Source organism: Mesorhizobium sp. f-mel, assembly GCF_053850215.1.
The window spans coordinates 1-25,027 of the sequence record NZ_JBSPTO010000045.1 but is presented as its reverse complement, the minus strand read 5'-3'; the positions used below and the strand labels follow the sequence as shown (position 1 = coordinate 25,027).

The window sequence follows — 25,027 nt, the reverse complement described above, 5'->3', positions numbered from 1 at the left end:
ACTCCGGCGACCGGTTGCCTTCCCACGGAAGGCCACCATTGAGGCCGAGCTGCCCCGCTTGGCCGATGGCACAGACAACCCTGACGACAGTCTTCTTCATGAGTACTTCACCGATGGCCGGTCTGATCCCGTTCCTGCCGTTCCATCATATCACCTCAAAGTTCCGGATTGGGATGACCAACCGTCATTCATTGCAGCCGACTGATGGACGCATTCGCGCAAAAAGACTACATTTCGGTCCGCACAGGTCCTGCCTGCCTGTGCCCAAAAACGCCTTCGGGTATGCATCTATTGTTCCGGAACACCGGCAGCGCGGAGCGAGGCCAAGTCGGCCGCCATCTGCTCGGTATCGCTGCGGAACTGCGTCCTGAGCCAGGACGTAACAGTGAAGGTTGGCCGCGCCGCGGCAAGCTGCACGGCGGTCTCGCGGGCCTCTTCGAGACGCCCGGCCTGTTCCTGGACCATCACGATGTCGGCCAAACCATAGCCGGGACTGCGGGCATGATACGCTCGGAACGCCGCAATCGCCGCCTCGGAGCGGCCGGCGAGCCGATAGGCGTTACCCAGCACGCCGAGATACCACGCCTGATAATTCGGGCTTAGCGTAATGGCCCTCTCGATCTGGCCGATCCCCTCGGCGGCATGGCCGGAACAAGCGAGTACAAAAGCTCCGAAGACCAGCACGTCGGGCAGGTTGGGGCCGAGCTTGACAGCCTTCCGGGCGGCGGCGGCTGCCTCGTCGAACCGCGATCTCAGGAGCAAGATCCCGCTCGTGGCGCGATAGGCGTCGGGATTATCGGGGTCGATCGCCAGCGCCCGCTCGACATAGGCTTCCGCTTTGTTCAATGCAGTCTCGCGGTCTTCGCCCGTCCAACCGTGGCGCGCGTCGGAAAAATGCATGAAGCCGAGCATCGCGTTGAGCGACGCCGAACCGGGATCGAGCGCGAGGGCCTTCTCCCAGCAGCGGCGGGTCTGGACATGGGCATTCGTGGTATTCGGACCGCGATAGTGGTTCAGCCCCTGTATCCACAGGCTCCACGCTTCGACATTCGTGGTCGTGGTAAAGCGCAGGCGCGCCTGCTCGCCTTCGGTCAGCCGGACCTGCATCTCGGTCGCGAGCGTCAGCGTGATCTCGTCTTGCACCGCAAAGATGTCGCCGATGCCACGGTCGAAACGATCTGCCCAGATGTGAACCCCTGTCGTGGCGTCGATCAACTGCGCAGTAATGCGGATGCGGCTGCCGGCCTTGCGGACGCTTCCCTCCAGCACGAAGCGCACCCCGAGTTCGCGGGCGACCTGGCGCACGTCCACTGAGCGCCCTTTGTAGACGAAGCTTGAATGGCGCGCGATCACGGACAGGCCGGAGAGCTTTGAGAGGGTGGTAAGGATGTCCTCGACGAGGCCGTCGGCAAAGAATTCCTGCTCCGGGTCGTTGCTCATCACCGAAAACGGCAGGACCGCAATAGACGGCTTGTCGGTGCCGAGCGGCCGGGTGAAATTGGCCATGGGGCCTGCGGTCGACGCGACTTCGTCGCCGTGCCATCGCCACACCCGCAACGGCCGATCGATGTTCTTGAGCGTGACTTCGCCAGAATCGACAAACGTGACGCCGATCTTGCCGCTCACCTGGGCATGGACGACATCTGAGACGAGAATGCCGCCATGCGGCGCTTGGCCTTCAAGCCGGGTTGCGACATTGACGCCGTCGCCGAATATGTCATCGCCCTCGATGACGATGTCGCCGAGATTGATGCCGATGCGGAACTCGACGCGCCGCTGAGCAGCCAAATTGCGCTCACTCATGGCCCGCTGGATCGCAACCGCGCATTCCACCGCCTCAACGACGCTGCCAAACTCGACCAGCGCACCGTCGCCCATCATTTTGACAATGCGGCCATGACGCGCGGCGACGGCGGGATTGAAAGTCCCGCTCCAAATCTGCCGCAGCTCCGCGATCGTACCAGCTTCGTCTTTCCCCATCATACTGCTGTAACCAGCGATATCGGCGGCGAGGATGGCGGCGAGCCGGCGCGTGATCTGCTGTTCCGTCATGCGGACCCCAGAGGGGATGCTCCGAGCACCACTAGCCTGGCTAACACGTCGTACTGTACGGGATATTCGTGCTCTCTGATAGATCGTCGAAGGCTGACTACGGCCTCGCATGGATTCAGACGAAGGGTCATCTAAGGGGGATCAGTACTGGTTCACGAACGACGCAAATGGTCGAATCGCCTCGCAACGCGCCCGCAGCGGAACGGCTGCCCAACATCGGAAGCGGTAATTCGCAGGCCAGGCGATGAACGCCGGCTACTGGCGCTCCTTGTCTTTCACCCTCAGCCGTCGAGCCATACCTTTCCGAAGTCCTGCTCGAAGGTCGGATGCATGCCGTGGTTCTTCACCGCGGCGACCGAGTGGTTGTAGAGCTTGCGCCAGTAAGGCTGGATGATGATGCCCGAATCCTGGAGGATTTTCTGGATGTCGGCCATCACGACCTTGCGCTTGTCGGCGTCCGCGATCGACAGCGCGTCGCCGATCTTGGCGTCGAGCTCCGGATTGGAATAGGCGGCCTCATTCCATGCTTCGCCGGTGCGGTAGGCGATCGAGATAACCTGAATGCCGAGCGGCCGCATATTCCAGCTGGTCATGGAATACGGATACTTGGTCCAGTCGTTCCAGAAGGTCGAGCCCGGGAGAACCGTGCGCTTGACCTTGAACCCGGCCTCGCGAAGCTGAGCCGCGATCGCGTCGCCGGTGTTCTTCATCCAGTCCTCGTCGACCGTGATCAGCTCGTGCTCGAAGTCGATCTGCCCGGCTTCGGTCATCAGCGCCTTGGCCCTCTCCGTGTCACGAGCGATCTTGGGCATCTCGGCATATTCGGGATGGATCGGGCAGACATGGTGGTTTTCGGCCGGCTCGCCGGCATTGCCATAGCCCAGCTGGAGGAGGACGGCGTTGTCGACGGCGAGTTGCAGCGCGTTGCGGACCTTCTGGTCATCATAGGGCTTGTTGGTGACGTTGGTGCGCGCCACGACCGTTGAGGCAGTTACCACTTCCGATTTAACCAGATCGAGCCCATCAAGGATCGGCACGTAGTCGGCGGTCGTCTCGTCGTTAGTGTGGACCTCGCCCGCCTCGAAGGCCGAAACCATCGCCGAGGGATCCGCGCCGTAATCGATGAACTCGACGCCGTCGAGATAGGCCTCGCCGCCCCACCACTTGCCGTTCTCGCGGCGCTTGTAGACCACCTTCTGGCCGACATCGTAGGAGACCAACTCGAAGGGGCCGGTGCCGACGGGATGCTGGGCGAAGTTCGCGCCCTTCTCGTCAAAGGAGCGGTGCACGATCAGGCCGGGATAGTCGCAGAGGTTTGGAACCAGCGTTATGTCCGACTTGGTCAGGCTGAGTTTGACCGTCATGTCGTCGACCTTGGTGATTGAGCCTTCGCGCAGCTTGCCGGAAGCTTCGTCGACCAGCGTGCCGAGACGGCCGGGCATCGAATTGCCCTCGGCGCTCTTGTCGGCCCAGCGGGTGAAATTGTAGATAACGTCGTCGGCATTGAACGTGTCTCCATTGTTCCAGGTCACGCTGGGCCGGACCTTCAGCGTGTATTCGGTTGCGTCGTCGTTCACTTCCCAGCTTTCCAGCAGATAAGGCTGGAAGGTGAAGTCGCGCGTGTATTTGACCAAGGGCTCCAGCGTCTGGCGCTGCGCGGTGGCGATCTGGGTCCAGTCCGCCGTGCGCGGATCCTTCGGATCCTTGATGCGCATCGCAACTTTGAGGACCCCGCCCTTCTTGGCTTCCTGCGCGGCCGCATTGGTCGGCGCTGCAAGACCGATCATGCCGTAGGCGTACGCGGTCGATGCGCCGAATGCGCTGGCGAGAGCCAGGAACTCGCGCCGGTCCACCTTGCCGGCCTTGACGTCCTCCGCCAGTTGGCGAATGTGAGGGGGAACTCGGTCCCCGTTGCTTCTGTAAAGGGCCATGACGTGCTCCCATTGTGACTTCGCGTGATCACGACGATGCACAGCTGTCCAGAAGCGCCTTCGCATCGATCAGGTCGCGCGTGTTGAAGCCTTCCGTGAACCAGGCGTAGGTCGGCGCGAGCAGGTCGTAAGCTTCTTGCCGATCTCCGCGGTCGGCCCACAGGCGGGCGAGCGAGGTCGACGCGCGCAGGTCCAGTGATCGCGCCTGCTGTTCGCGAGCGATCTCGATGGCGCGGCGATAATGCGCCTCGCTCTGTTCGGAGTCACGGGGTTTTGCCAGGAGCAGGAGATTTCCAGTGAGCCGGTTAAATTCCGATTCCCAGAGGCGCGCGCCAGTAGCCGCCGCCTCGGATATTGCTGGCTGCAGCATGCTTAGGCCGGCGTCGACCTCGCCCGCCAGTTCGCACACGCATCCGAAAAGACAGAGAAAGAGGCCTTTTCCCTCGACGTCACGAAGGATTTCGTTTGGCAGCGCCGGTGGGGCGGCGGTGACGGGGGCTGGGACCTGCTGTGCGCTCTCGAGGGCCTGGATCATGGCCAGCTGCAGATTGATTGTGGGGACCCAGGCCGGAAATCCCTCGTGCGCCAATCGAAGTCTCGCTTCGGCTGCTTCCCGAGCCGCTGTTGCATCGCGGCGGAAGTAGTGCAGCACGGTGGCATAATAGAATGCGTGGTGCAAACTGGGCGGATGAGGCAGTTGGCGGGCCCTGGCAATGGATTCTCGCGCCCGGGCCAACGCCTGATCCGGAAAGCCAAGCATCCACAGACTGACGCCCTGCTTGGCAGCTGCGCACACGCCGGAGTCGTGGCCGCCATAGACGAATGCGTGCGAAAAGTGTTCTGGCCGATAGAGGAAGAGACCCTGATTAGTGTGCTCGCACACCGATCGCCACTTACCGAGCGCGTATTGCGTCGTCCAATTGACATGGTGGGCCTCCAGCAGCAGGGACGGGTCGCCCGATTCTTGGGCGATCCCGATCAGTTGATCAGCGAGGGCGCTGGCCGTCTGCATCCGCCCTTGTGACCGGTGGCCGGTGCACAGGCCGCGCAGCGCGGGGAAAGATTTGGACGTCTCGCTGCCCAGTTCGGCACACAGCTCGCAGGCTCGCGTATAGGCGGCGACGGCCTCGGCAGATCCATGGCCCTTGAGGGTTGCCAAGGGTATACCGAGCGCAAGCTGCAGATCGATCTCGCGATCGTCGCGGGCCGGGCTCTCTGGGAGTTGCGCGAGAAGGTTCAAGCCCTTTGAGAGGTGCGCAATGGCTTCGTCGTGGGCCGAGCGGCGATTGGCGCGAACACCCGCCTTGTACCAGGATGACACTGCGTCGTCGAACAGTCCGCCCTCTGTCGCATGATGGGCGAGCACCTCCGGTTCCGCCTCCGCTCGCTCGGGAAAGCGATCGCGGAGGAGGGTGGCGATGCGGCAATGGAGTTGCTGGCGCCGGCTCTTCAGTAGCGACTCGTAGGCGGCATCCCGCACGAGTGCATGCTTGAAGGTGTAGATCGCGTCCGGAGGCTTGCCGCGGCAAAACGCCAGTTCTGCACGGACAAGTTCGTCCAGAGCGGTCCTGACCTTCGGCTCGTCCATCTGCGCGGTGGCGGCGAGCAATTCGTAACTGAACTCGCGGCCGATAACAGCGCCGACTTGCGCTACCTCCTTAACCGGCGACAATCGATCGAGGCGAGCCAGGAGCGAGTCCTGCAGTGTCGAGGGGATGGCGAGCGGTGGAAGCGGACCTGTAAGCTCATAACGCTCGCCGGCCTCGCGCAGCAGACCGAATTCGAGCACGGCCTTTGTTAGCTCCTCGACGAATAGCGGCACGCCTTCGGTCTTGGCGAGAATATGCGCTTGCACTTCGGCGGGAAGCGCCCGGCCGCCGGTGACATGGTCAATCAACGCTGCGCTTTCGTTCTGCTCAAGACGATCGAGCGTCAGCAGTGTCACATGCGATTGACCCGTCCAGCGCGGGGGGAACTCAGGCCGGAAGGTAACAACCAGCAGCACTGGCAGCCGCTCGATCCGGTCGACTATTTGATCGAATAGCTCGAGGCTGGTCGGATCGAACCAGTGAGCATCCTCGGCCGTCATAAGTACCGGCTGCTTGGCCGCGAGGCCCTTGAGCTGGGCGAGAAGCGCCTGAAACGTCTTCGCTTTTTTCTGTTCCGGGGCGAGCTCAGGCACTGGGTATCGATCGCCTGTTGGGATCGCCAGATGCTCAGCGATCAAAGGGACCGTCGATTTCGGGTCGGGCACAGCCAGGACAAGCAGTGCCTCGAGCTTGGCCAATTTCACTTGCGGCTCATCCTCGTGCCGGAAGGCCGCAGCCCGACGCAGCTGGTCCAGCACCGGGAACAGCGCGCTGTTGGCGTGATGGGGCGAGCCGTCATAGCGCAGCGATAGGCATTCCTGGCCGAGCTGCTCGCGCAAGGCGATCGCGATGCGTGACTTGCCGATGCCCGGCTCGCCCGACAGCAGTACCACCTGGCCCGGCCCATCTTTAGCCCGCCGCCAGCGGGCGAGCAGCAAGGCTATCTCCTGATCCCGTCCGACGAGCGACGTGAGGCGCATCCCGTGCAGCGCCTCAAAGCGGCCCTCGGCTCGGCTCTCGCCAATCACTAGCCATGCTAGCACCGGTTGGGCGAAACCCTTCAGATCGTGGGTGCCGAGATCAACCAGCTCGAAGAGCTCGCCAAGCAGCCGCCGCGTCGGTTCGGCTACCACCACCGCGCCGACCTCGGCCAGTGATTGCAGTCGCGCCGCCAGGTTCGGTGTCTCGCCGACCACCGCCTCCTCCTGGGCCGCACCCTCGCCGACGAGATCGCCCACCACCACCAGACCCGTGGCGATGCCGACACGCGCACCCAGTGGCTCTTTCGCGGGCGTCGCCAGTTTCGCGACCGCGGCGGCAATGGCGAGCCCGGCCCGCACGGCCCGTTCGGCCTCGTCCTCGTGCGCCCGCGGCCAGCCGAAATAGGCCAGCACCCCATCACCCATGAACTTGGCGACATGGCCGTCCACACGCCTGATCTCCTCGGCCACCGCGTTCTGGTACTTCCGGATCACCTCCCGCATCTCTTCCGGGTCCAGCCGGCCTGACAACGCGGTCGATCCAGCCAAATCGACAAACATCACCGTCAACTGGCGACGTTCAGCTTCCGGGCGAGGCGCTCGACCTCGTCCAGGGGTCGTTTCAATACCGGCCGCTGTGGCGAGATCCCTCATATCGGGCTTGCGAAGCTCCGCGATCGCGGCCAACACGAGCTTCCTCGGGCCTATTGGCAGCCCCAACGTCTTGAGGTCCGCATCCGACAGATGCGGGAGCACTTCGGGCGTGATCTCGTTCTTGGCGAAGGTTCTGCTATATTTACCGAGCCCAAGGCTCGAGAGCCACCCGGCAATGTCCATGACACTCTCCGTGTAGTCCGAGGCAGATTAGCACCGAGCGAGCGCAGGGCGAAGCCAGGATGCGCAGTCCGAGGCATCAATCCGGAGGGTGGGCTATCGCTACGCCGAGCCGAGTGACGTCGCACTTCGGCTTTGCGAGAAACGCATGCCGGTTCGGTTGATCAAGCGGCAGAGTTCTATATGCGGCTGCGAACTTCGGGGGCGCTACATGACTGTGCTGCCGTAGATCAACATTCCCATTCGTCCCACACAAAAGGTCGCGAATGGGTTCGGATTGCCGACTTCGCGGCTTCTCCCGGCGCGGCCCGCTTCTGGCGGATAGTGTTGATTTAGTCGTTGCCGGGACGGTAGCATGGCTCTTGGTCGGATCAATCCGGCCAGATTTGCCGCAGTTTTCGGATCTCGCTACCTGCAGTGTTTCGTTTGGCGGCGGCTGTCCCTCCTTTACGCCAAGGCAGCGATCATCGGCCCGGCCGGTGGTCGGAGCTTTGCCAATCTTCTGAGATTCTGGGCGGTAGCGGCGAGGAGGAACTCATCGCGCGCGCCTGAAGGACCGCGCAGTCGCAGACGCCCAAGCCGCAAAATGCGTTTGAGATGCGCGAACAGCATCTCGACCTTCTTCCGTCGATGACGGGACCGCTCATATTCCGGCGTCTCGGCAATTGCCCTGGCGACATCGCGGGCATCCTCGTTCAGATCTCGGGGGATCTTACGAGAGGGCATATTCGGACAGCACTGCGGCTTCAACTCGCAGACTTTGCAGTCGTGCTGGCTGGCGCGGTAAAGCCGCGTGCCCGCACTGGTGATGCCTGTGCGCGGCGTCTTGTAGCTGCGCCGGAACTGCACCAGCCGTTTGCCACCCGGGCAGGTGTATTCGTTCGCGTCCGGATCGAACATGAAGTCGGCGCGCGAGAAAGTGCCATCCGTCCGGTTGGACTTATCGAACACCGGGATATGCGGCGCGATCTCCCGTTCCTTGACCAACCAGGCGAGGTTCGCTGCCGATCCGTAGGCGCTGTCGGCGGCCAGGTACTCTGGCTTTAGGGCGAAGCGGTCCTCGGTCCTGTCAATCATGGTGCGCGCCGCTCCCACTTCGGCCTGCCGGATCGCGCGGGTGGCTTCGACGTCCAGGATGACGCCGTGGTCGGTATCGATCAGATAATTGGTGGCGTAAGCAAAGAAGGCATGACCCTTGTGCGCTCCGGTCCACTGTGCCGCCGGATCGGAGGGTGAGATGAACTTCGGTGTGACCTCACTGGCCGCCCCGAAAGCGGCGTCATCCAGGGTTGCGAGATACTCTCGCACCGCTCGACCGGCCCCAGCGCCAAGATCGGCGGCGCGCCACTCGTCGCCCGGAATGGAGCGCTGTTTGTTGGCATCGGCTGCGATCAGGCTGGCGTCCACCGCAACCCTTCGCCACCTACCAGGCCTTCGCTCAGGCAGCGTTCCACGACTGTCTCGAAGAGGTGTCGCAGGATGTCGCTCTGCCGGAACCGGCCATGGCGGTTGCGCGAGAAGGTAGAATGGTCAGGAACCTTGCCGTCCAATCCCAAACGGCAAAACCATCGATAGGCGAGATTAAGGTGGACCTCCTCGCAGAGCCATCGCTCGGACCGAATGCCCATGCAGTATCCAACGAGCAGCATCCGCATCATCAACTCGGGAGCGATCGAGGGACGGCCGATCGTGCTGTAGAACGGCTTCAGTTCCGAGCGGACGCTCTCCAGATCGAGGAACTGGTCGACCCTTCGAAGGAGGTGGTCATCAGGGACATGATCGTCGAGACAGAAATCGTAGAACAACTGCGCCGGTGCCACCTGCGATCCCATCATCGTCCCATTCCCTCCTGAATCAACAGGTGGATGGAATCACGACACCGCCAGCCAATCAACGCCGACTAAATCAACACTATCGGCGCTAAGTCGACATTCGAACGGCACGATTGAACACGCGTCCTGCTGCCGTCATCTCTGAGCGCCTAGCGCGTCGCCCGCCGCGATCCCTCAACCGCATCCAGCCGCTCCTGCAGATGCCCATTCAGCACGATCATTTCTTTGAGCGCCTTCACCGCATCGCCCTTGTGCCGGGCGATGAACTTGTCGGCGATGGCCTGAAGGGCGGCCTCCTGGCGGCTGTCGAGCGTCACGATGTGGTCCATGGAGATGCCTCCAAATGTTTCTGTTCAAATTGAACAAAACGGGAACAAATATGTCAAGTGTGATTGACTCCGTGAGGAATCCCTTCCTATTTCTCAGCAGGTGGGGCGGTTGCTCACAAATTAGGGAGAGCCGCGATGGGCAGACGAAAAAGCCGGTTTGACAGGCTGTCGACGAGGCATGCGGAGGCGATCATTAGGGACGCTCTGAGCCTGCGCAGGACGGTGCTTTCGTCGCAACTGCATCTGAAGGCGCATGGCGAGCTGTATTGGCAGCTTAGTGGGCTTGTCGACAAATTGCATGAGGTGATGGCCAGCCTAGCGAACAAGGAGCCCGATTTCCGGATGCCGGATCTTGGCCTGCTTCCGCTTCCCGAGGACTATTTGGCCCGGAAATGACCGATGGCCGGGGCGATGGACAGCGTTGGACGTGCCGCGAAGGCCAACATGCTGCTGATCGTCGAGTGCGGCCATTGCTACCATGTGGGACGCTTCCGGGCGAACGATGTCGCGCAGGTGGTGGGCTGGAACAAGCCGCTGGAGACCATCAGGTTCAGGTGCAAACGGTGCAGCCGGAAGGACACCACCGTGCGCACCCAGTTCATCGACCAGGACCATCCGCCGAAGGGCTACGTCTGGGTGCTGCAGAAGTTCAAGCTTTAGAACAGCGACCCCTGTACCGGCGCCTGTGGCGCCTGCGGCGGAAACTTGATCTGCGTCGCCGGTTTTTCAACGATCACCAGCGCGTCGTCGGGTGCCGTGCGCTGCAGGTGCCTGGCCTCCGACCACGGCGCTGTCAGCCAGGTCTCGGTTTCCTCCCGGGTGGTCAGGATGACAGGCATGGCCTTCTCGTGGATCGGCGCGATCAGGGCGTTTGGCATGGTGGTCAGAAAACCATAGAGCTCGAAGTCGCCGGGGCCGTCCTTGACCTTGCGCACGCCTTGCCAGCGCGTCCACAGGCCGGCGAAGAAGAACAGCGGCCGCTCCTCGTTAAGTGCGAACCAGTAGTTCCTCTGGATACCGGTATCCGGGTCCTTGTCGCCCGGCGTCGGGCTCGGTTCGGCGAAGCTGGTGAGCGGCACCACGCAGCGGTTCTCGACGCCGAGATATTGCTGCCAGTGGCCGTATTGCGGGTTGCGGATGTTGGTGGTGCCGTAGTCGGCCTTGCCCTTCACCCGCTCAATCGGCGTCGGCATGCCCCACAGCAGGTTGGCCAGCTCGCGCGTCCCGTCCGGCGCGTTGCGCACCACCGGGCCGGGCTGGTTGGGGTAGATGTCGATGGAGGGCTCAAGATTGCCGAGGATGTCGCGCAGGGCGCGGGTCCACTGGCGGATCGCCTCCTGGCTGGTGGTGATGTTGTAGAGGTTGCACATGTCGAGCCCTCAGGGATGTTCAGGCATCTTGTGGGAAAGGGCAGGGAAATTCCAGCGCCGTCCGCTCGGCTGCTGACACGCTACCCCAGCCACCACCACAGCGCCGCAATCACCGCCGCCATCCGGGCGATCGACCGCGCCAGAAGGAAACTACCGTGCGCAGCGGCGAACCGCGGGCTCCGCTTACGCAACGGACGCCGATTGTGCGCGTTCTACCCATTAGGAGGAGCATCGGGATGTGACGCCTGGTCTCATGCGCTTACAATCGGAGGCAAACCATGATGTCTAAGTTCAAAGAAGCCCTTGAGCGCGGGAAGGAAGCCCGTGAGCAAGAGGGGAAGGTCCGCAATAAGAAGGCCGAGGCAGGTGTGGTCGACTTCGGCGCGCAAGCCAGGGCCTGGCTAAACCACGTCGTGGTTGCGTCGTTGGAGGCGGCCAAGGCTGAAGTGGCGGGCGAGGTGACTGTCGAGATGGACACCGCGCCACGCCGCCAAGCCAAAGCGTCAACACCATCTATCCGCTTCAAAGTCTACAGCAAGCAGGGCGTGGAGAAGGAGGAAGTCGGAAGGACGTTCACGGTCAACGTTCAGCTGAGTGGGCAAGTGTCGGTCTCTTCGCCCGGGATGGTGGCAAGAGAAGTGGGAAACATAGGGGATAGGACTGACGAGCGGTTCTCTACCTTGCTAGCGGAACTTATCGAGGACGCAGCAAAGGGCACTTAGCCAGCAAGGTGTCGAGAAGGGCAAGCAATTTCCAGCGCTGGCCGCTCGGCTGCTGACACGGCTGGGCCAGTCAGTAAATGGCTTTCCTGATGTCGCGAATACCCCCTCCGTTAACCTTTCGTTAACCATGGCTGGCTAGCGTTTACCTATCAGTAAGGAATCGCTGTCCGTGACCTTCGCCGCCCCCGTCGAGACCAAATCCATTCGTTTTCGCGCCCGCTCGTTCGTCGCCTTCACGCTGACGCCGGAGGCCCCGCTTTCTGAGTGGCTGGAGAGCCTCGATCGCTGGATCGGCAATTCACCGGGCTATTTCGCCGGCCGGCCGGTGGTGCTCAACCTCAACACGCTGAAGCCTGAGGTCGGCCAGATCGAAGCGCTGGTTGCTGAGCTTGGCCTGCGCGGCATCCGCATCTACGCCATCGAGCTCGACGGCAGCACGGCGCTCGAGGCCAATCTGCCGCCCGTGCTGATCGGTGCGAAAGAGGCCACCGCCGGGCTGCTCATGCAGGCCGACAGCAAGGGCAGGCCTGAAGAGGCGGGCAAGCCGGAAGAGGCGGGCAGGGCGGAACAGGGCAAGCCAGAAGACAGGCTTCCGGAAGCGCCCGCCACGCTGATGGTCAAGACGCCGATCCGCTCGGGCCAGTCGGTCTTCCACGCGCATGGCGATGTCATCGTGCTGGGCTCCGTCGCCTCCGGTTCCGAGATCGTCGCCGCCGGCTCCATCCATGTCTACGGCACGCTGCGCGGGCGGGCGTCTGCCGGTGTGCTCGGCCATTCGGCGGCGCGCATCTTCTGCCGCAAAAACGAGGCCGAGCTGCTGTCGGTCGACGGCTGGTATTGCACCGCCGAGGAGATGGAGCCGTCCTTGCGTGGAAAAGCCGTCCAGGCGTTTCTCGAAAAAGACACGCTGCGCATCGCGCCGTTCAGCTAAGCATGCCGGCCAAAGGTGCGCAACGTTTTTATAATGGCATATGAAACAGGCACTTAAGCGGATCGTCTAAGTAAGACGCTTAACAATACCAACAACAATAATGGAGGCATATATGGGCAAGGTAGTGGTGGTCACCTCGGGCAAGGGGGGCGTCGGCAAGACGACTTCGACTGCCGCCCTTGGTGCCGCGGTCGCGAGGACCGGCAAGAAGGTGGCCCTGGTCGATTTCGACGTCGGCTTAAGGAATCTCGATCTGATCATGGGCGCCGAGCGGCGGGTGGTGTTCGACCTGGTCAACGTCATCCAGGGAACGGCCAAGCTCTCGCAGGCGCTGATCCGCGACAAGCGGGTCGAGACGCTGTTCCTGCTGCCGGCCTCGCAGACGCGCGACAAGGATGCGCTGACCGAGGAGGGCGTCGGCGAGGTGATAGAAAAGCTAAGCTCGGTGTTCGACTACGTCTTCTGCGACAGTCCGGCCGGCATCGAGCGCGGCGCGCAGCTTGCCATGCGCTTTGCCGACGAGGCGGTCATCGTCACCAACCCGGAAGTCAGCTCGGTGCGCGATTCCGATCGCATCATCGGCCTGCTCGACGCCAGGACCGTCAAGGCCGAGCGGGGCGAACAGATCGCCAAGCACGTGCTGGTGACGCGTTATGATGCGGCCCGCGCGGCTCGCGGCGAAATGCTCTCGATCGACGACGTCCTGGAAATCCTGTCGACGCCGCTCTTGGGCATCATTCCCGAAAGCCAGGATGTGCTCAAGGCCTCCAACCTCGGTTCGCCGGTGACGCTCAGCGATCCCACGAATTCCGCCGCCCGCGCCTATATCGAGGCGGCCAAACGGCTCGAGGGCGAGGAACTGCCGGTCGTCGTGCCGTTCGAGCGCAAGGGCTTTCTCGATCGGCTTTTTGGAAGGAGGGCAGCATGAACCTGTTAGACCTCTTCAAGCGGCGCGGCAGCGCGCCGGTGGCGCGCGAGCGGCTACAGGTGCTGCTCGCCTATGAGCGCCGCAACCGCAGCCAGCCCGATCTCGTCTCGGTGCTGCGCGAGGAGATCATGGCCGTCATCGCCAGGCATGTGCAGATCGACCAGGATTACCTGCAGGTCTCGATGGATCGCGGCGAGACGATGTCGACGCTGGAGATCGACATCCAGATCCCCAACAAGAGCGCAAGGCCATTGGCCATGTCGGCCTGAGCGGCAGTGTTGCGGCCAGAGAAGCGCCGGAAAACTCCGGCGCCGCGCGGCGCTCCGCGAGCTGTCGCTTTCGACCTGCGCAGACCTGATCCCACCTGGCTCAGGCCTGTTGGCTCACGCCTTGGCCTTGAAGCGCGCCGCCTCCTCCGAACCGCTTGTGGCGTCGCCTGCGCTATACGAATGCGCGCCGGCGCCGGCCAGTTTGCCGCCATCGACGATCAGGTATTCCTCCCGGATCGGCCGGCCTTCGAACCAGCACTCCAGGATTTCGCGGGTGCCGGCGGCGTAGCGGGCCTGGGCCGAGAGCGATGATCCTGAAATATGCGGTGTCATCCCGTGATGCGGCATCGATCGCCAGGGATGGTCCTTGGGGGCCGGCTGCGGGAACCACACATCGCCGGCATAGCCGGCGAGCTGCCCGCTCTCCAGCGCACGGGCGACGGCGTCGCGATTGCAGATCTTGCCGCGCGCCGTGTTCACCAGATAGGCGCCCCGTTTCATCCTGGCGATCATCGCCTCGTCGAACAGGTTGTCCGTCTCCGGATGCAGAGGTGCATTGATCGTCACCACATCGCAGATGCCGACCATGGACGCGGCGTCTGGGTGGAAGGTGACGCCAAGGTCTTTCTCGACTGCCTCGGGCAGGCGGTGGCGGTCGGTGTAATGCAATGTGACGTCGAACGGCCGCAGCCGGCGCAGCACCGCGCTGCCGATCCGGCCCGTGCCGACGGTTCCGATCTGCATCCCCTCGACATCGTAGGAGCGCGCGACACAGTCGGCGATATTCCAGCCGCCATCGATGACCCACTGGTAGGAGGGGATGTAGTTTCGCACCAGCGCCAGGATCATCATCACCACATGCTCGGACACGCTGATCGAGTTGCAGTAGGTCACCTCGGCGACGGTGATGCCGCGGTCCATCGCGGCCTGCAGATCGACATGGTCGGACCCGATGCCGGCGGTGATCGCAAGCTTAAGGTGGTTTGCCTTGGCGATCCGTTCCTTGGTCAGATAGGCCGGCCAGAACGGCTGCGAGATGACGATTTCGGCGTCACCGAGTTCACGTTCGAAAACGCTGTCGGGACCGTCCTTGTCCGAGGTCACGACCAGCCTGTTCCCGGCGCTTTCGAGAAATGGCCTCAGGCCGAGCTCGCCCGACACGCTGCCGAGCAGAACCCCCGGTTCGAAATCGATGGCCTTCGGCGTGGGAAGCGTCTGGCCGCCGGGATAGCGGTCGAGATGCGGCAGCCCGTCCCGGGCATAATTTGACGGGTAACCGTCCACCGGATCGTCATAGAGGACGCAAACGACCTTTGCCATTTTGGTTCTCCCTTCGTCTGACAACGAGGAAGACGCTCGATTGTTAAGGCTGCCCGCCAAAACGAACGGGCGGCCACTCTGGTTTGTCAGAGGCCAGCAACTCCTGGCGCTTCCTGGGAAAGTTGCGCGCTATTGCGAATTAGATGGAGGAGCCGGACGTGGCTTCAAGGCCAGCGGCAGGCAACGGTGCCGCGTTGCTCTTCGGACCTTGGGCGTAACGAACGACGGGCTGCCATTGCAGCCACTGCCGCGACGGCGCCAGCCACAAAACCTCACTTCTTCCCTTGCGGGTAGATCGTCTCGCCGCGTTTCAGCATCTCGATGAAGGCGGCGATCTTCTTTTTGCGCCCGGCCTCGGTCTTCATGTTGTGGATGCGGAAGGCGAGCGCGAACCGGTTCTGCGCGCTGAGCGTTGCCAGCATCGCCTTCGCCTTGGGCTCGGCATCGATGGCCGCCTGCAAGTCCCCGGGGATTTTCATGTCCTTGCCGCTTCCGTAAGCGCGCGCCCAGCGGCCGTCGGCCTTCGCTGCCTCGACCTGTTTCAGCCCGTGCTCGGTCATCCGGCCTTCCTCGATCAGCCGGGCGACGTTGTCGACGTTGATCTGGCTCCAGGTGCTCTTCCTGCCGCGCGGCGTGTAGCGCTGCAAATAGCTCTTGTCGTCGAGCCCTTTGCGCACGGCGTCGATCCAACCCCAGCACAGCACGACGTCGATGGCCTGCTTGGGCGTGATCGAAGGCAGCCCCGAATCGACCTTGTGTATCTTGATCCAGACTTCTGTCTCGGTGTCGTGGTGCTTGCCGAGCCAGGTGTAGAAGCTTTCGGCATCGCTGAATTCGCGCACTTTGGCGGGGTCGACCTTGACCGGCGCCATCAGCGGGTCCGCCTGTTTGCGGTCATCATCGGTTTCCTCCTCGCTCATCTGATGAAGCAGCAACGGAGCCACCGTTGCAAGGCTGGCCGGACAGTCAAGCTGCCAATCTCACCCTCGTGGGCCCTCGTGGGGGAGATGTCCGGCAGGACTGAGGGGGCGTGAAGGATCGCAGAATCATTCCAGCTAGGTTCCTCGCCCCCACGAAAGTGGGGGAGAGGTGGCTCGGCGAAGCCGAGACGGAGAGGGGGACTGCGCCCTACGAAAGCCCCCTGTCCAGCCGCTTCGCGGCCACCTCTCGCCCGCTTCGCGGGGGCGAGGAACCCCAGGTCTTGAGGCCTGCGGGACAGCGCCCCCCTCTGCCCTGCCGGGCATCTCCCCCACAAGGGGGAGATCGGCAGCTCAATCCCTAGGAATCGTGAACACCTCGTCGGCGCGGCCGTAGCCGCCATCGGCGACCTCCTCGATCAGCACCATTGTGTAGGGCCGCACCTCCCCGCCGAACAGCTCGACGAACAAAGCGGTGGTCTTATGGATGAGGTCTTCCTTCTGCCGGGCGGACAGAGCGCGCTCAGGCACCTTGAAATTTGCAAACGGCATGATGTCGGTTCCTCAGTAGCGATTTGAAGGGAAAGTCAGACTGTGCCGCCATTGGCGCGCAGCACCTGGCCGTTGACCCAGCCGCCATCCGGCCCGGCGAGGAACGACACGACGCCGGCGATGTCGGCGGGCTGGCCAAGCCGGCCGAGCGGGATCATTTTCGTGATCGTCTCGACCAGCGCCTCGGACTTCCCGTTGAGAAACAGCTCGGTCGCCACCGGCCCCGGCGCCACGACATTGACGGTGATGCCGCGCGGTCCGAGCTCCTTGGCCAACACATGCGTCATCGCCTCGACGCCAGCCTTGCTCGCGGCGTAGACGCTGTAGGTCGGCTGGTAGAGCCCGACGACGCTGGATGAGAAGCTGATGATACGGCCGCCGTCGCGCAACCGCCGGGCACCTTCGCGCATGCCGTGAAACACGCCGCCGAGGTTCACCGCGATCTGCCGGTTGAAATCCGCGACGTCCATTTCAGCGAGCGGCGCAAGCTTCATGATCCCGGCATTGTTGACGAGCACGTCCAGCCCGCCCAAGGCCTGCTCGGCAGCGTCGAACAAACGCGCCACGCCCGTGGGCTCGCCGACATCTGCCTGGACGGCGATTGCCTCGCCCCTCTCTGCCTCGATCTCGCGCACCACCTGTTCGGCCGCTTCAGCGCCCCTGGCGTAGTTGACGACGACCGAAAAGCCGTCGCGCGCCAGTCTTCTGGCGATTTCAGCGCCAATTCCCTTCGAGGCGCCGGTCACCAGCGCCACCTTTCCATTCTGCATAGCCATGTCAGTTCTCCAATTCTTGTGGACTGAACGTAGGTGATAAACTCGCCGGGATAATCGCTCCGGACTTGCCAACACCATTCGGATATGGCGAACAATGGCGATGGACAGTCTCGACCGAATGCGCGTCCTTGCCCGAGTGATCGAACGCGGCAGCTTCACCGCGGCCGCCGCCGATCTCTCGATGTCGCGATCGACCGCCACCGAGGCGATCAAGGAGCTAGAGGCGCGGTTGGGCGCCAGGCTGCTTGAACGCACAACGCGCCATGTCACCCCGACGCTAGACGGCCAGGCCTATTACCAGCGCTGCCTTGCCATACTGGCCGATGTGGAGGATGCCGAGGCCGGCTTCCAGGCGGCGCAGCCGCAAGGGCAGCTGCGGATCGATGTGCACGGCTTCATGGCCCGCCATTTCATCCTGCCGCGACTCGCCGAGTTCCTCGACCGCTATCCCAGGATCGATCTGCATATCGGCGACGGCGACCGGCTGGTCGACCTGGTCCGCGAAGGCGTCGACTGCGTGCTGCGTTCCGGCGAACAGGCCGACAGCGGCATGATCGTGCGAAGGGTGGCAACGCTGCGCGAGGTGACCTGCGCCAGCCCCGCGTACTTGGAGAGGCACGGCGTGCCGGTAACGCCCGACGATCTCGGTGGCCATGCGATGGTCGGCTTCCGCTCGTCGCGGACCGGCGAGGTTATGCCGCTCGAATTCACGGTTGGAGGCGAGCTGCGCACCATCACGCTGCCGAGCCGGGTGACGGTCAACGGCTCCGACACGATGGCGGAACTCGCCCGTCTCGGCTTCGGGCTCGTGCAAGCACCGCACTACCGCTTCGCCGGCGATTTCGAGTGCGGCATGCTGGTCGAGGTGCTGCCGGACTATCCGCCGGCGCCGACGCCGCTGTCGGCGCTGTATCCGCAAAACCGCCAGCTCGCGCCGCGCGTGCGGGTGTTCATCGATTGGGTGATCGGCATTTTTGGCGAGGATGGGACATCGGCCCGGGCGTGATCGTGCCGGGCCGCCGGCTACTTTGCGCAGGTCGCGCTCCTTCGCGCCGCCTCTGTCCTGGCGGACAGAGGGGGCCTGTCCCGCGGCGCCCATGGCGGTTCTTCTCGTCGTACTGTAGATATCTCCGCGGCAGAACCGGCCCGGTGGACACGGCGGGCTTCAACTGGGGGATATGGTGCCATGCGATCGATGCTGTTCGGTCTGATGCTGTTGCTACCGACCGTGGCCCTGGCGGAACCGATAGAAACCCAGAAGATCATCACCGCGCTGACCGGCGACTGGAATGGCGACGGCGCCGTCGACCTGGCGATGATCGTCGAGACCCAGCCAAGCGAACCGATGGACATGCATTTCTTTCTCAGGGATCGCGAACACAACTTTTTGCGTCCTGCCGGCATCGTGCGTGACCAGATTCTCGGCGAGTGGAACGGTTACGACCGCTCCGGCTACGAGGCCTCCGACACCGAGCCGGAGCTGACCGCACTGCCCAACGGCTCGATCAAACTGTATCTGCCGGCGATGCCGGTCGGCAGCAAACGGACCAACCAGACGCTGACGCTCGCTTACCGCGACGGCGTCTTCATCGTCGCCGGCTTTGCCTATGATTATCACGATTATCTTGAAGACAATGTCGCAAGCGACTGCGATTACAATGTTTTGACCGGCAAGGGCAAAAGCAGCAAGATGCAGCCCGATGGCACCACAAAGCAGAAGACCGTGGCGGTGGGAGGCAAGGTCATAGCCTTTTCTGAGTGGAACCCTGGAACAGGCTTCAGCGCCTGCGGCGAGTGAGGAAAGCGCCCCGCATCAGGAAGATCTGACCGGTACGGACTGCTTCACTGCAGCTGCGGTTTCTTGAGAAAGCTGTTGCGGTCGGCCGACTTGACGCGCAGCCAGGTTTCGCGGCCGTCGCGCACCACCCGCAATGGGATCTCGGCGCCCGCCGGGTTCTGCCACAGCTTGCGATAGAAATCGGCGAGCCCGTCGACTTCTCCGTCGCGGACGTCCGAGATGATGTCGCCCTGGCGCAAGCCGGCTTCGGCGGCGGGGCTGCCTTCGGCGACGCTCATCACCACGACCTCGCCATTGCTTTCGGCGGAGAAGGCGCCGAGCCATGGGCGCGGTGGCTTGGCAACCTGGCCGCGTGTCAGGAGATCGTCGAGAATCGGCGGCAGAAGGTCGATCGGCACCACCATGTTGATGTCGGCGATCTCGCCGGCGCGGCTCATCTGCAGGCGCAGCGAACCGATGCCAAGCAGCCTGCCGTCCTGCCCGATGAGTGCCGCACCTCCCCATGACGGATGGGCCGGCGCGGTGAAGATCGCCTCGTCCAGGAGATACTCCCAATAGCCGGCGAATTCCTGTTTGGTGACGATGTGCGCCCTGACCGCCTGGCCGATGCCGTCGGCGAGCACCACGGGGTCGCCGGCCATCGCCCTGGCCGCGTCGCCGAAAGCCACCGCGGGCAGGCCGAGCGGGGCCAGCGCCTGCACCAGGCCGAAGCCCGATTCCTGGTCATAGGCAAGCGCGTGGGCGGGAACCACGCGCCCGTTATGGTCGGTCAGCCAGACTTCTTCCGCCTCGGTGATGAGATAGCCGATGGTGAGCACCAGCCCGTTATCGCGAATGACCACGCCGCTGCCTTCCCGGCTCGTGCCCAGCGCATTGGCGGTGAAGGCGTCGTCGGGGATCGAGGCCCGCACCGCCACGATGGACCGCAAAATCGTATCGATGGTCATGCTCTCAATCCCGGCAAGCGATGCGTGGGCCGGCAAGGCCCGATATCCCTATAGGTATGGCGCACGTGACGAGGCGCAAGGGCATCGATTAGCCCTTCCCCCTCGGGGCCTATTGGGGAGAAGGGGCGCGCGGCATCGGCAATAGTTCAACATAAGTTGAACTTCCTGGCGACCGCACTACCTGTAACTATGTGTAGACGAACCTGCCCCACCTTCCCGCTCTCATCGCGCAAGCTGATCCTCCCCAAGACGCTCCCCGCTCACAACACAAGGCCTCCCAAGATGAACCAATATACACCGCCGAAAGTATGGACCTGGAACAAGGAAAATGGCGGCGCCTTCGCCAGCATCAACCGGCCGATCGCGGGCCCGACGCATGACAAGGAGCTGCCGGTCGGCAAGCATCCGCTGCAGCTTTATTCGCAGGCGACACCGAACGGGGTCAAGGTGACGATCATGCTGGAGGAGCTCTTGGCGCTCGGCCACAAAGGTGCCGAATATGACGCCTGGCTGATCAAGATCAACGACGGCGACCAGTTCGGCAGCGGCTTCGTCGAGGTCAACCCCAACTCCAAGATCCCGGCGCTGATGGACCGCAGCGGGCCAAAGCCGATCCGCGTCTTCGAATCCGGCTCGATCCTGGTGCATCTGGCCGAAAAATTCGGCGAATTCCTGCCGACCGGGCAGCCGGCGCGCGCAGAAACCCTGTCGTGGCTGTTCTGGCAGATGGGCTCGGCGCCCTATCTCGGCGGCGGCTTCGGCCATTTCTATGCTTATGCGCCGGAAAAGATCGAATATGCCATCGACCGCTTCGCTATGGAGACCAAGCGCCAGATGGACGTGCTCGACAGGCGGCTGGCGGTAAGCGAGTATCTCGGCGGCGATGCCTACACGATTGCCGATATGGCCGTGTGGCCCTGGTATGGCGGGCTGGCCAAGGGCCGCATGTACAACGACGCCGGCGATTTCCTGGCAGTGGACGAGTACAAGAACGTGCAGCGCTGGGCCGAAGCAATCGACGCACGGCCGGCGGTGCAGCGCGGCCGCATGGTCAATCGCGCCTTCGGCGAGCCGGCGATGCAGCTGCACGAGCGCCACGACGCCAGCGATTTCGACACCAAGACGCAGGACAAGCTGGCGGCCGAATGAGCGGCTTTGGCCAGACGCGTGGGGCCGGAGACGTCCGGCGCCGCGCTCCTCGACCACTGTAACAGCAGTCATCCTAGGATCTCCGTGACGTCGCTTCGCTCCTGCTTCGCCTTAGGATGACGAAGGCATCACTGCTTAAGGCCAATCGCGACGGTGAAGATTGGCAATTGCGTCGCCGCGTGCGGGTGGCGGGTGATGGCAAATCGCAAACTTCGAGATTGGCTGAACAACACTCCCCCGTTCGTCATCCTAGGGCGAAGCGGGAGCGCAGACCTAGGGATCCATACCGTTACGATGACCGAGAAGGGCAGCGATCGCCCTCAAGCCTGTCCTATTGCACAAGCCACAGGCAGGCTTCCGTGCTGCCAACACCAGACATATGTATCCGGAAATATATACTGGTTGACTAAAGTAACGGAACGTCCAATGCACATTCCCAGAACCGAACAAGTCCGCTTTCAAAAGGCTTAGACCATCTTATCTATTTCGGTCACATCATGATCTAAGCACATCGATGTTCTGCCGTCGCGTAATCTGAATTTCGACACGCGCCAAAACCGCATACCCTCTCGTCGGTCCAGCACTCGCGGTCGCGGATCACCTATGTGTCTTTTGCTCGGCTCTGTAGATCAGTTGGACGACGAACAAAAAATATCCAACCTGCGAAACGATCAAGGTAAGGACCGTCCAGCCCAGCGCCTTCCAGATTGAACCCGTTGCCAAAAAAGTCGAGAGCGCCACGACGAACGACGCGGTGGTCATCCCCACCAGGAACTGTGGAAAATTCATCGCTTTTCAAAGCCGTCCCGGAGCTTCTAACAGCCGCGACGGCCACCCTTGCCCATTTACCCCGGACCAACGTTTTCACCCTTTCAATGGTTGCGCAAGTGGCGAATGGATCAGAAGTGTGCACATGCTTAATGCATCCTCTGGTTGAGATGCTTCCTGGCTCGTGCTGGTCCATTCAAAAAGAGCTGACCTATTGCGGAAGGGCACGATGGAAATTTGTTGCGCGCCGGGTGCGCTGGGCGCAACGTGGGCCCTGCTGACTGCCACAAAACAAGAATATCAGTCCAGGGGAGAATGGGGCCACGGGGAGGATTACATGGCGCTCAAGGTAACCGGCGCGGGATTTGGACGCACGGGCACATGGTCGACCTTTGCCGCGCTGAACAGGCTCGGCTTTCCATGCTATCACATGCAGGAAGTGATCCTCAAGCTGAAGCGATTGCCCTGAGGTAAAATCCACCAGCGCTGGACAGCCGCTGCTCAACTCATGAACCAGTTGCAGGTGATGGCATAGGCGCTAGGTCGGATGACTTCCGCATCCTCGTTGTCGCGACCGGCCGGGGTCAACGTGCCTGTCATCGGAGAAGCAACCGCCCCGCCGTGCCTCCTGTGGTCCCTTCGCCGGCTCCTTGCGCAGTAACGGTTTCTTCGTTGCTTTTGTCGCACAATGGCCGCGATGGGGCAGGCGACGTCCAGGGCATGGCTGACAAGAAGAATCGCAACGAAGAGTTCTGGGAGCTGGCGCTCGAGCGCGCGCATCTTGGCGTCTGGGATTGGGATCTCAGGACCGGCGACTGTTTCTACTCGGCAATGTGGTCGCAGATGCTCGGCTATGGCGAGGGCGAGCTTGCCGAGACAAGCGACCTTTGGCTGCAACTGACGCATCCTGACGATCGCGAGCGGGCGGTGGGCAGCGGCGAACGCCACATTGCCGGGCTGACCGATTCCATCGAGACCGAGCTCAGGCTGAAACACAAATCCGGCCACTGGGTATGGGTTCTCGATCGCGGCGGAGTGGTGGAGCGCGACGCGGAAGGCCGGCCGCTCCGGCTGATGGGCGTCCAGACCGACATCACCAAGCAGAAGCAAGCGGAAGCACAGCTTGAGCAGGTGAACGTCCGCTTTCGCCTGGCGTTAGCAGCCAGCGGCACCGGCATCTGGCATCACGATCTCGCCGCACGCAAAAGCTACTGGGACCAGCGCACGCGGGAAATCTTCGGGCTCGTCGCCGAAACCGACGAGGTGTCGCAAGACCTCTGGCACAGCTATCTGCATCCGGATGACAGGGCCGACGCCGAGCGGGCCCACTTGGCGCCGCTGCAAACCCAAAAGGTCGTCGCCGTGCAATACCGCATCATCAAGCGGGACGGCGAAATCAGACATGTCGAATCGCTGATACGGCTTATCGCCGACGCCCAGTCGTCGGGCCAGATCCTGGGCACGGTGCGTGACATCACCGAGGCGAAGCAACGCGAGCAGGAACTTGCCCATGCGGCCCACCATGACGCGCTGACCGGCCTTCTGAACCGCGCTGCATTCGACCGGCTGCTGGCCGAGCATATCGCAACGGCGCGCCCGCTCGCGATCTTCTACGTCGATCTCGACTACTTCAAGGCTCTGAACGACTTCGCCGGCCACGCCGCCGGCGACCTTGCACTGAAGAGCGTCGCCAAGCGCATTCAGGGCTGTCTGCCGCCGTCGGTGCATGCCGCGCGCCTCGGCGGCGACGAGTTCGCGCTGCTGGTGCCTGATTGCGACGCAGCGCAAGCCGAGCGTCTCGCCGGCGCCGTTCTCGCGGCGGTTCGCGATGCCGACCTCGGCGCGACGGCGGCGTCGCGCAAGCTCGCGGCCAGCATCGGCATCGCCTTTGTCGCCGATGAGAATACCGCGGTGGCCGACGCGCTCGCCTGCGCCGACGACGCCTGCTATGCGGCCAAGGCCGCCGGGCGCAATCGCTTCGCGGTGTTCGCCCCTGAGACAACATCCGGTTCCAGCGGTCTCAATGCGGCGCGGCTGGCGGCCGACACCGTCGATGCCATGGAAGACGGAAGGCTGAAACTGTTCGGCCAGGAAATCCATCGGCTCGGAACACCTTTGCAAGAGAGCCGCCATGTCGAGGTCCTGGCGCGGCTCGCCGGGCGCAACGGGCGGCTGATCCCGCCGGGCGAGTTCATCCCGGCGGCGGAGCGGTTCGGCATAGCCTCGCGGCTCGATCGCTGGATCATCAGGACGGCGCTCTCGCTTCATGGTCCGGCGCTGAAGTCAGGGGCGCTCACGCTCGGCTTCAACCTGTCGGCGCAGACCCTGAGCGATCCGCAGCTTTGGGATTTCGTCGACGCCGTCATCGATGAGACCGGGGCGCCGCATTCCGGCATCGGCTTCGAGATCACCGAAACCGCCGCAGTCACCAATTTCACTGCTGCCGAACAGTTCGTCCGCAAGGCGCGCGAGCGACGCTGCCGCGTCAGCCTCGACGATTTCGGGGCGGGCATGAGTTCGTTCGAATATCTCCGGCGCTTTCCCGTCGACGCCATCAAGATCGACGGCTCCTTCATCGAGCATATTGCGGAGAGCCGCTTCGACCGCGAAATCGTCTCGGCCATATCCGGCATCGCCAGAAGCCTCGGCTGCTCCGTGGTGGCGGAGAAGATCGAAGAGCAGGCTTCGCTCGACATCCTCAGGGGTATGGGCGTTGCCTTCGGCCAGGGATTTCTGCTGCACCGGCCGGAGCCGCTGCAAGCGATCGTGGCACGGGCGAGCGCGCAAGCGGCTTTGCCAGCTGGACGGCGAGCATAGCATCCGCTCGCCGGGCGCGAGGCTGCAGGACGGCCAGCGATCCGTCACGCGCGAGATCGGATTCGCGTCGGTCGAAGGTGAGAAAGCCAAAAGCCGCGAGAACGTCCAGAATAGTTCCAGCGTCGACACTGCGAGTTGGTCAGGGCTTTCCCGGCGGGCGATACCGGATCGACTTTGCCTTCCCAAGCGCTTGCATCGTCTCTTCGACGCTTAGGA

The 25,027-nt window shown here is 63.0% G+C and carries 21 protein-coding genes and 2 pseudogenes; 11 read left to right on the top strand and 12 right to left on the bottom strand.

What is annotated here, in order from left to right; all coding sequences use genetic code 11:
- The 6 genes and pseudogenes from ACWUKX_RS29550 to ACWUKX_RS29525 all read right to left on the bottom strand — a co-directional run.
- Nucleotides 1–100: pseudogene (locus tag ACWUKX_RS29550) on the bottom strand (diacylglycerol kinase); the annotation flags it as partial.
- Nucleotides 101–288: 188 nt separating this feature from the next.
- Nucleotides 289–2,052, bottom strand: a complete 1,764-nt coding sequence (locus tag ACWUKX_RS29545; protein WP_456010195.1) for an adenylate/guanylate cyclase domain-containing protein — start codon at nucleotides 2,050–2,052, stop codon at nucleotides 289–291.
- A gap of 281 nt (nucleotides 2,053–2,333) precedes the next feature.
- Nucleotides 2,334–3,983: an ABC transporter substrate-binding protein gene (locus tag ACWUKX_RS29540; RefSeq protein WP_456010194.1), complete on the bottom strand. Its 1,650-nt coding sequence runs from the start codon at nucleotides 3,981–3,983 to the stop codon at nucleotides 2,334–2,336.
- A gap of 28 nt (nucleotides 3,984–4,011) precedes the next feature.
- Nucleotides 4,012–7,389: an AAA family ATPase gene (locus ACWUKX_RS29535; RefSeq protein ID WP_456010193.1), complete on the bottom strand. Its 3,378-nt coding sequence runs from the start codon at nucleotides 7,387–7,389 to the stop codon at nucleotides 4,012–4,014.
- Between the two features lie 444 nt (nucleotides 7,390–7,833).
- A pseudogene (locus ACWUKX_RS29530) lies at nucleotides 7,834–9,221 on the bottom strand (transposase).
- A gap of 146 nt (nucleotides 9,222–9,367) precedes the next feature.
- Nucleotides 9,368–9,547, bottom strand: a complete 180-nt coding sequence (locus tag ACWUKX_RS29525) for a hypothetical protein (RefSeq protein WP_456010192.1) — start codon at nucleotides 9,545–9,547, stop codon at nucleotides 9,368–9,370.
- A gap of 135 nt (nucleotides 9,548–9,682) precedes the next feature.
- Here ACWUKX_RS29525 and ACWUKX_RS29520 point away from each other — a divergent pair, with 135 nt between their 5' ends.
- The gene (locus ACWUKX_RS29520) at nucleotides 9,683–9,943 is read left to right on the top strand and encodes a hypothetical protein (protein ID WP_287339388.1); all 261 of its coding nucleotides are present in this window, start codon (nucleotides 9,683–9,685) and stop codon (nucleotides 9,941–9,943) included.
- A 3-nt stretch (nucleotides 9,944–9,946) separates the two neighbouring features.
- Complete coding sequence (locus tag ACWUKX_RS29515) at nucleotides 9,947–10,207, top strand: hypothetical protein (protein WP_456010191.1); 261 nt, start codon at nucleotides 9,947–9,949, stop codon at nucleotides 10,205–10,207.
- Here ACWUKX_RS29515 and ACWUKX_RS29510 read toward each other — a convergent pair.
- Nucleotides 10,204–10,917, bottom strand: a complete 714-nt coding sequence (locus ACWUKX_RS29510; RefSeq protein ID WP_456010190.1) for an SOS response-associated peptidase — start codon at nucleotides 10,915–10,917, stop codon at nucleotides 10,204–10,206. The genes ACWUKX_RS29515 and ACWUKX_RS29510 overlap by 4 nt on opposite strands.
- Before the next feature lie 278 nt (nucleotides 10,918–11,195).
- Here ACWUKX_RS29510 and ACWUKX_RS29505 point away from each other — a divergent pair, with 278 nt between their 5' ends.
- The 4 genes from ACWUKX_RS29505 to minE all read left to right on the top strand — a co-directional run bounded on the left by ACWUKX_RS29505 (nucleotide 11,196) and on the right by minE (nucleotide 13,767).
- Nucleotides 11,196–11,639, top strand: coding sequence for a hypothetical protein (locus tag ACWUKX_RS29505; RefSeq protein ID WP_455847158.1), 444 nt, complete (start codon nucleotides 11,196–11,198; stop codon nucleotides 11,637–11,639).
- 169 nt (nucleotides 11,640–11,808) lie between these two features.
- Nucleotides 11,809–12,570 carry a septum site-determining protein MinC gene (gene minC / locus ACWUKX_RS29500; protein WP_456010189.1) on the top strand — a complete coding sequence of 254 codons (762 nt, stop codon included), beginning with the start codon at nucleotides 11,809–11,811 and terminating at the stop codon, nucleotides 12,568–12,570.
- Between the two features lie 112 nt (nucleotides 12,571–12,682).
- On the top strand, nucleotides 12,683–13,498 hold the full coding sequence (gene minD, locus ACWUKX_RS29495) for a septum site-determining protein MinD (protein WP_029351318.1): 816 nt from the start codon (nucleotides 12,683–12,685) through the stop codon (nucleotides 13,496–13,498).
- Nucleotides 13,495–13,767, top strand: coding sequence for a cell division topological specificity factor MinE (minE, locus tag ACWUKX_RS29490; RefSeq protein ID WP_029351320.1), 273 nt, complete (start codon nucleotides 13,495–13,497; stop codon nucleotides 13,765–13,767). Before minD ends, minE begins: the two co-directional genes overlap by 4 nt.
- A gap of 114 nt (nucleotides 13,768–13,881) precedes the next feature.
- On the opposite strand, the gene ACWUKX_RS29485 is transcribed toward minE, so the two are convergent.
- From ACWUKX_RS29485 to ACWUKX_RS29470, 4 genes are all read right to left on the bottom strand, one after another.
- The gene (locus ACWUKX_RS29485; protein WP_456010187.1) at nucleotides 13,882–15,087 is read right to left on the bottom strand and encodes an NAD-dependent formate dehydrogenase; all 1,206 of its coding nucleotides are present in this window, start codon (nucleotides 15,085–15,087) and stop codon (nucleotides 13,882–13,884) included.
- 272 nt (nucleotides 15,088–15,359) lie between these two features.
- Nucleotides 15,360–15,959, bottom strand: a complete 600-nt coding sequence (locus ACWUKX_RS29480; protein WP_456010198.1) for a YdeI/OmpD-associated family protein — start codon at nucleotides 15,957–15,959, stop codon at nucleotides 15,360–15,362.
- 399 nt (nucleotides 15,960–16,358) lie between these two features.
- Nucleotides 16,359–16,556 carry a tautomerase family protein gene (locus ACWUKX_RS29475; RefSeq protein ID WP_287339385.1) on the bottom strand — a complete coding sequence of 66 codons (198 nt, stop codon included), beginning with the start codon at nucleotides 16,554–16,556 and terminating at the stop codon, nucleotides 16,359–16,361.
- 35 nt (nucleotides 16,557–16,591) lie between these two features.
- Nucleotides 16,592–17,332 carry an SDR family oxidoreductase gene (locus ACWUKX_RS29470; protein ID WP_456010185.1) on the bottom strand — a complete coding sequence of 247 codons (741 nt, stop codon included), beginning with the start codon at nucleotides 17,330–17,332 and terminating at the stop codon, nucleotides 16,592–16,594.
- Between the two features lie 100 nt (nucleotides 17,333–17,432).
- Between ACWUKX_RS29470 and ACWUKX_RS29465 the strand changes: the two genes are divergently transcribed.
- Nucleotides 17,433–18,338 (top strand): LysR family transcriptional regulator, encoded by a 906-nt coding sequence (locus ACWUKX_RS29465; protein ID WP_456010196.1) that lies wholly within the window; start codon nucleotides 17,433–17,435, stop codon nucleotides 18,336–18,338.
- 180 nt (nucleotides 18,339–18,518) lie between these two features.
- Nucleotides 18,519–19,130 (top strand): hypothetical protein, encoded by a 612-nt coding sequence (locus tag ACWUKX_RS29460; RefSeq protein ID WP_455847163.1) that lies wholly within the window; start codon nucleotides 18,519–18,521, stop codon nucleotides 19,128–19,130.
- A 44-nt stretch (nucleotides 19,131–19,174) separates the two neighbouring features.
- Here the strand turns inward: ACWUKX_RS29460 and ACWUKX_RS29455 are convergent, their stop codons facing one another.
- Nucleotides 19,175–20,077, bottom strand: a complete 903-nt coding sequence (locus tag ACWUKX_RS29455; RefSeq protein WP_065009074.1) for a S1C family serine protease — start codon at nucleotides 20,075–20,077, stop codon at nucleotides 19,175–19,177.
- A gap of 282 nt (nucleotides 20,078–20,359) precedes the next feature.
- Here ACWUKX_RS29455 and yghU point away from each other — a divergent pair, with 282 nt between their 5' ends.
- From yghU to ACWUKX_RS29440, 3 genes are all read left to right on the top strand, one after another.
- A complete protein-coding gene (gene yghU / locus ACWUKX_RS29450) occupies nucleotides 20,360–21,226 on the top strand; it encodes a glutathione-dependent disulfide-bond oxidoreductase (RefSeq protein ID WP_456010184.1) in 867 nt (288 codons plus the stop codon).
- A 1,105-nt stretch (nucleotides 21,227–22,331) separates the two neighbouring features.
- On the top strand, nucleotides 22,332–22,463 hold the full coding sequence (locus tag ACWUKX_RS29445; protein ID WP_456010183.1) for a sulfotransferase: 132 nt from the start codon (nucleotides 22,332–22,334) through the stop codon (nucleotides 22,461–22,463).
- A 251-nt stretch (nucleotides 22,464–22,714) separates the two neighbouring features.
- Nucleotides 22,715–24,811 carry an EAL domain-containing protein gene (locus ACWUKX_RS29440; protein WP_456010182.1) on the top strand — a complete coding sequence of 699 codons (2,097 nt, stop codon included), beginning with the start codon at nucleotides 22,715–22,717 and terminating at the stop codon, nucleotides 24,809–24,811.
- Nucleotides 24,812–25,027: the final 216 nt, after the last annotated feature.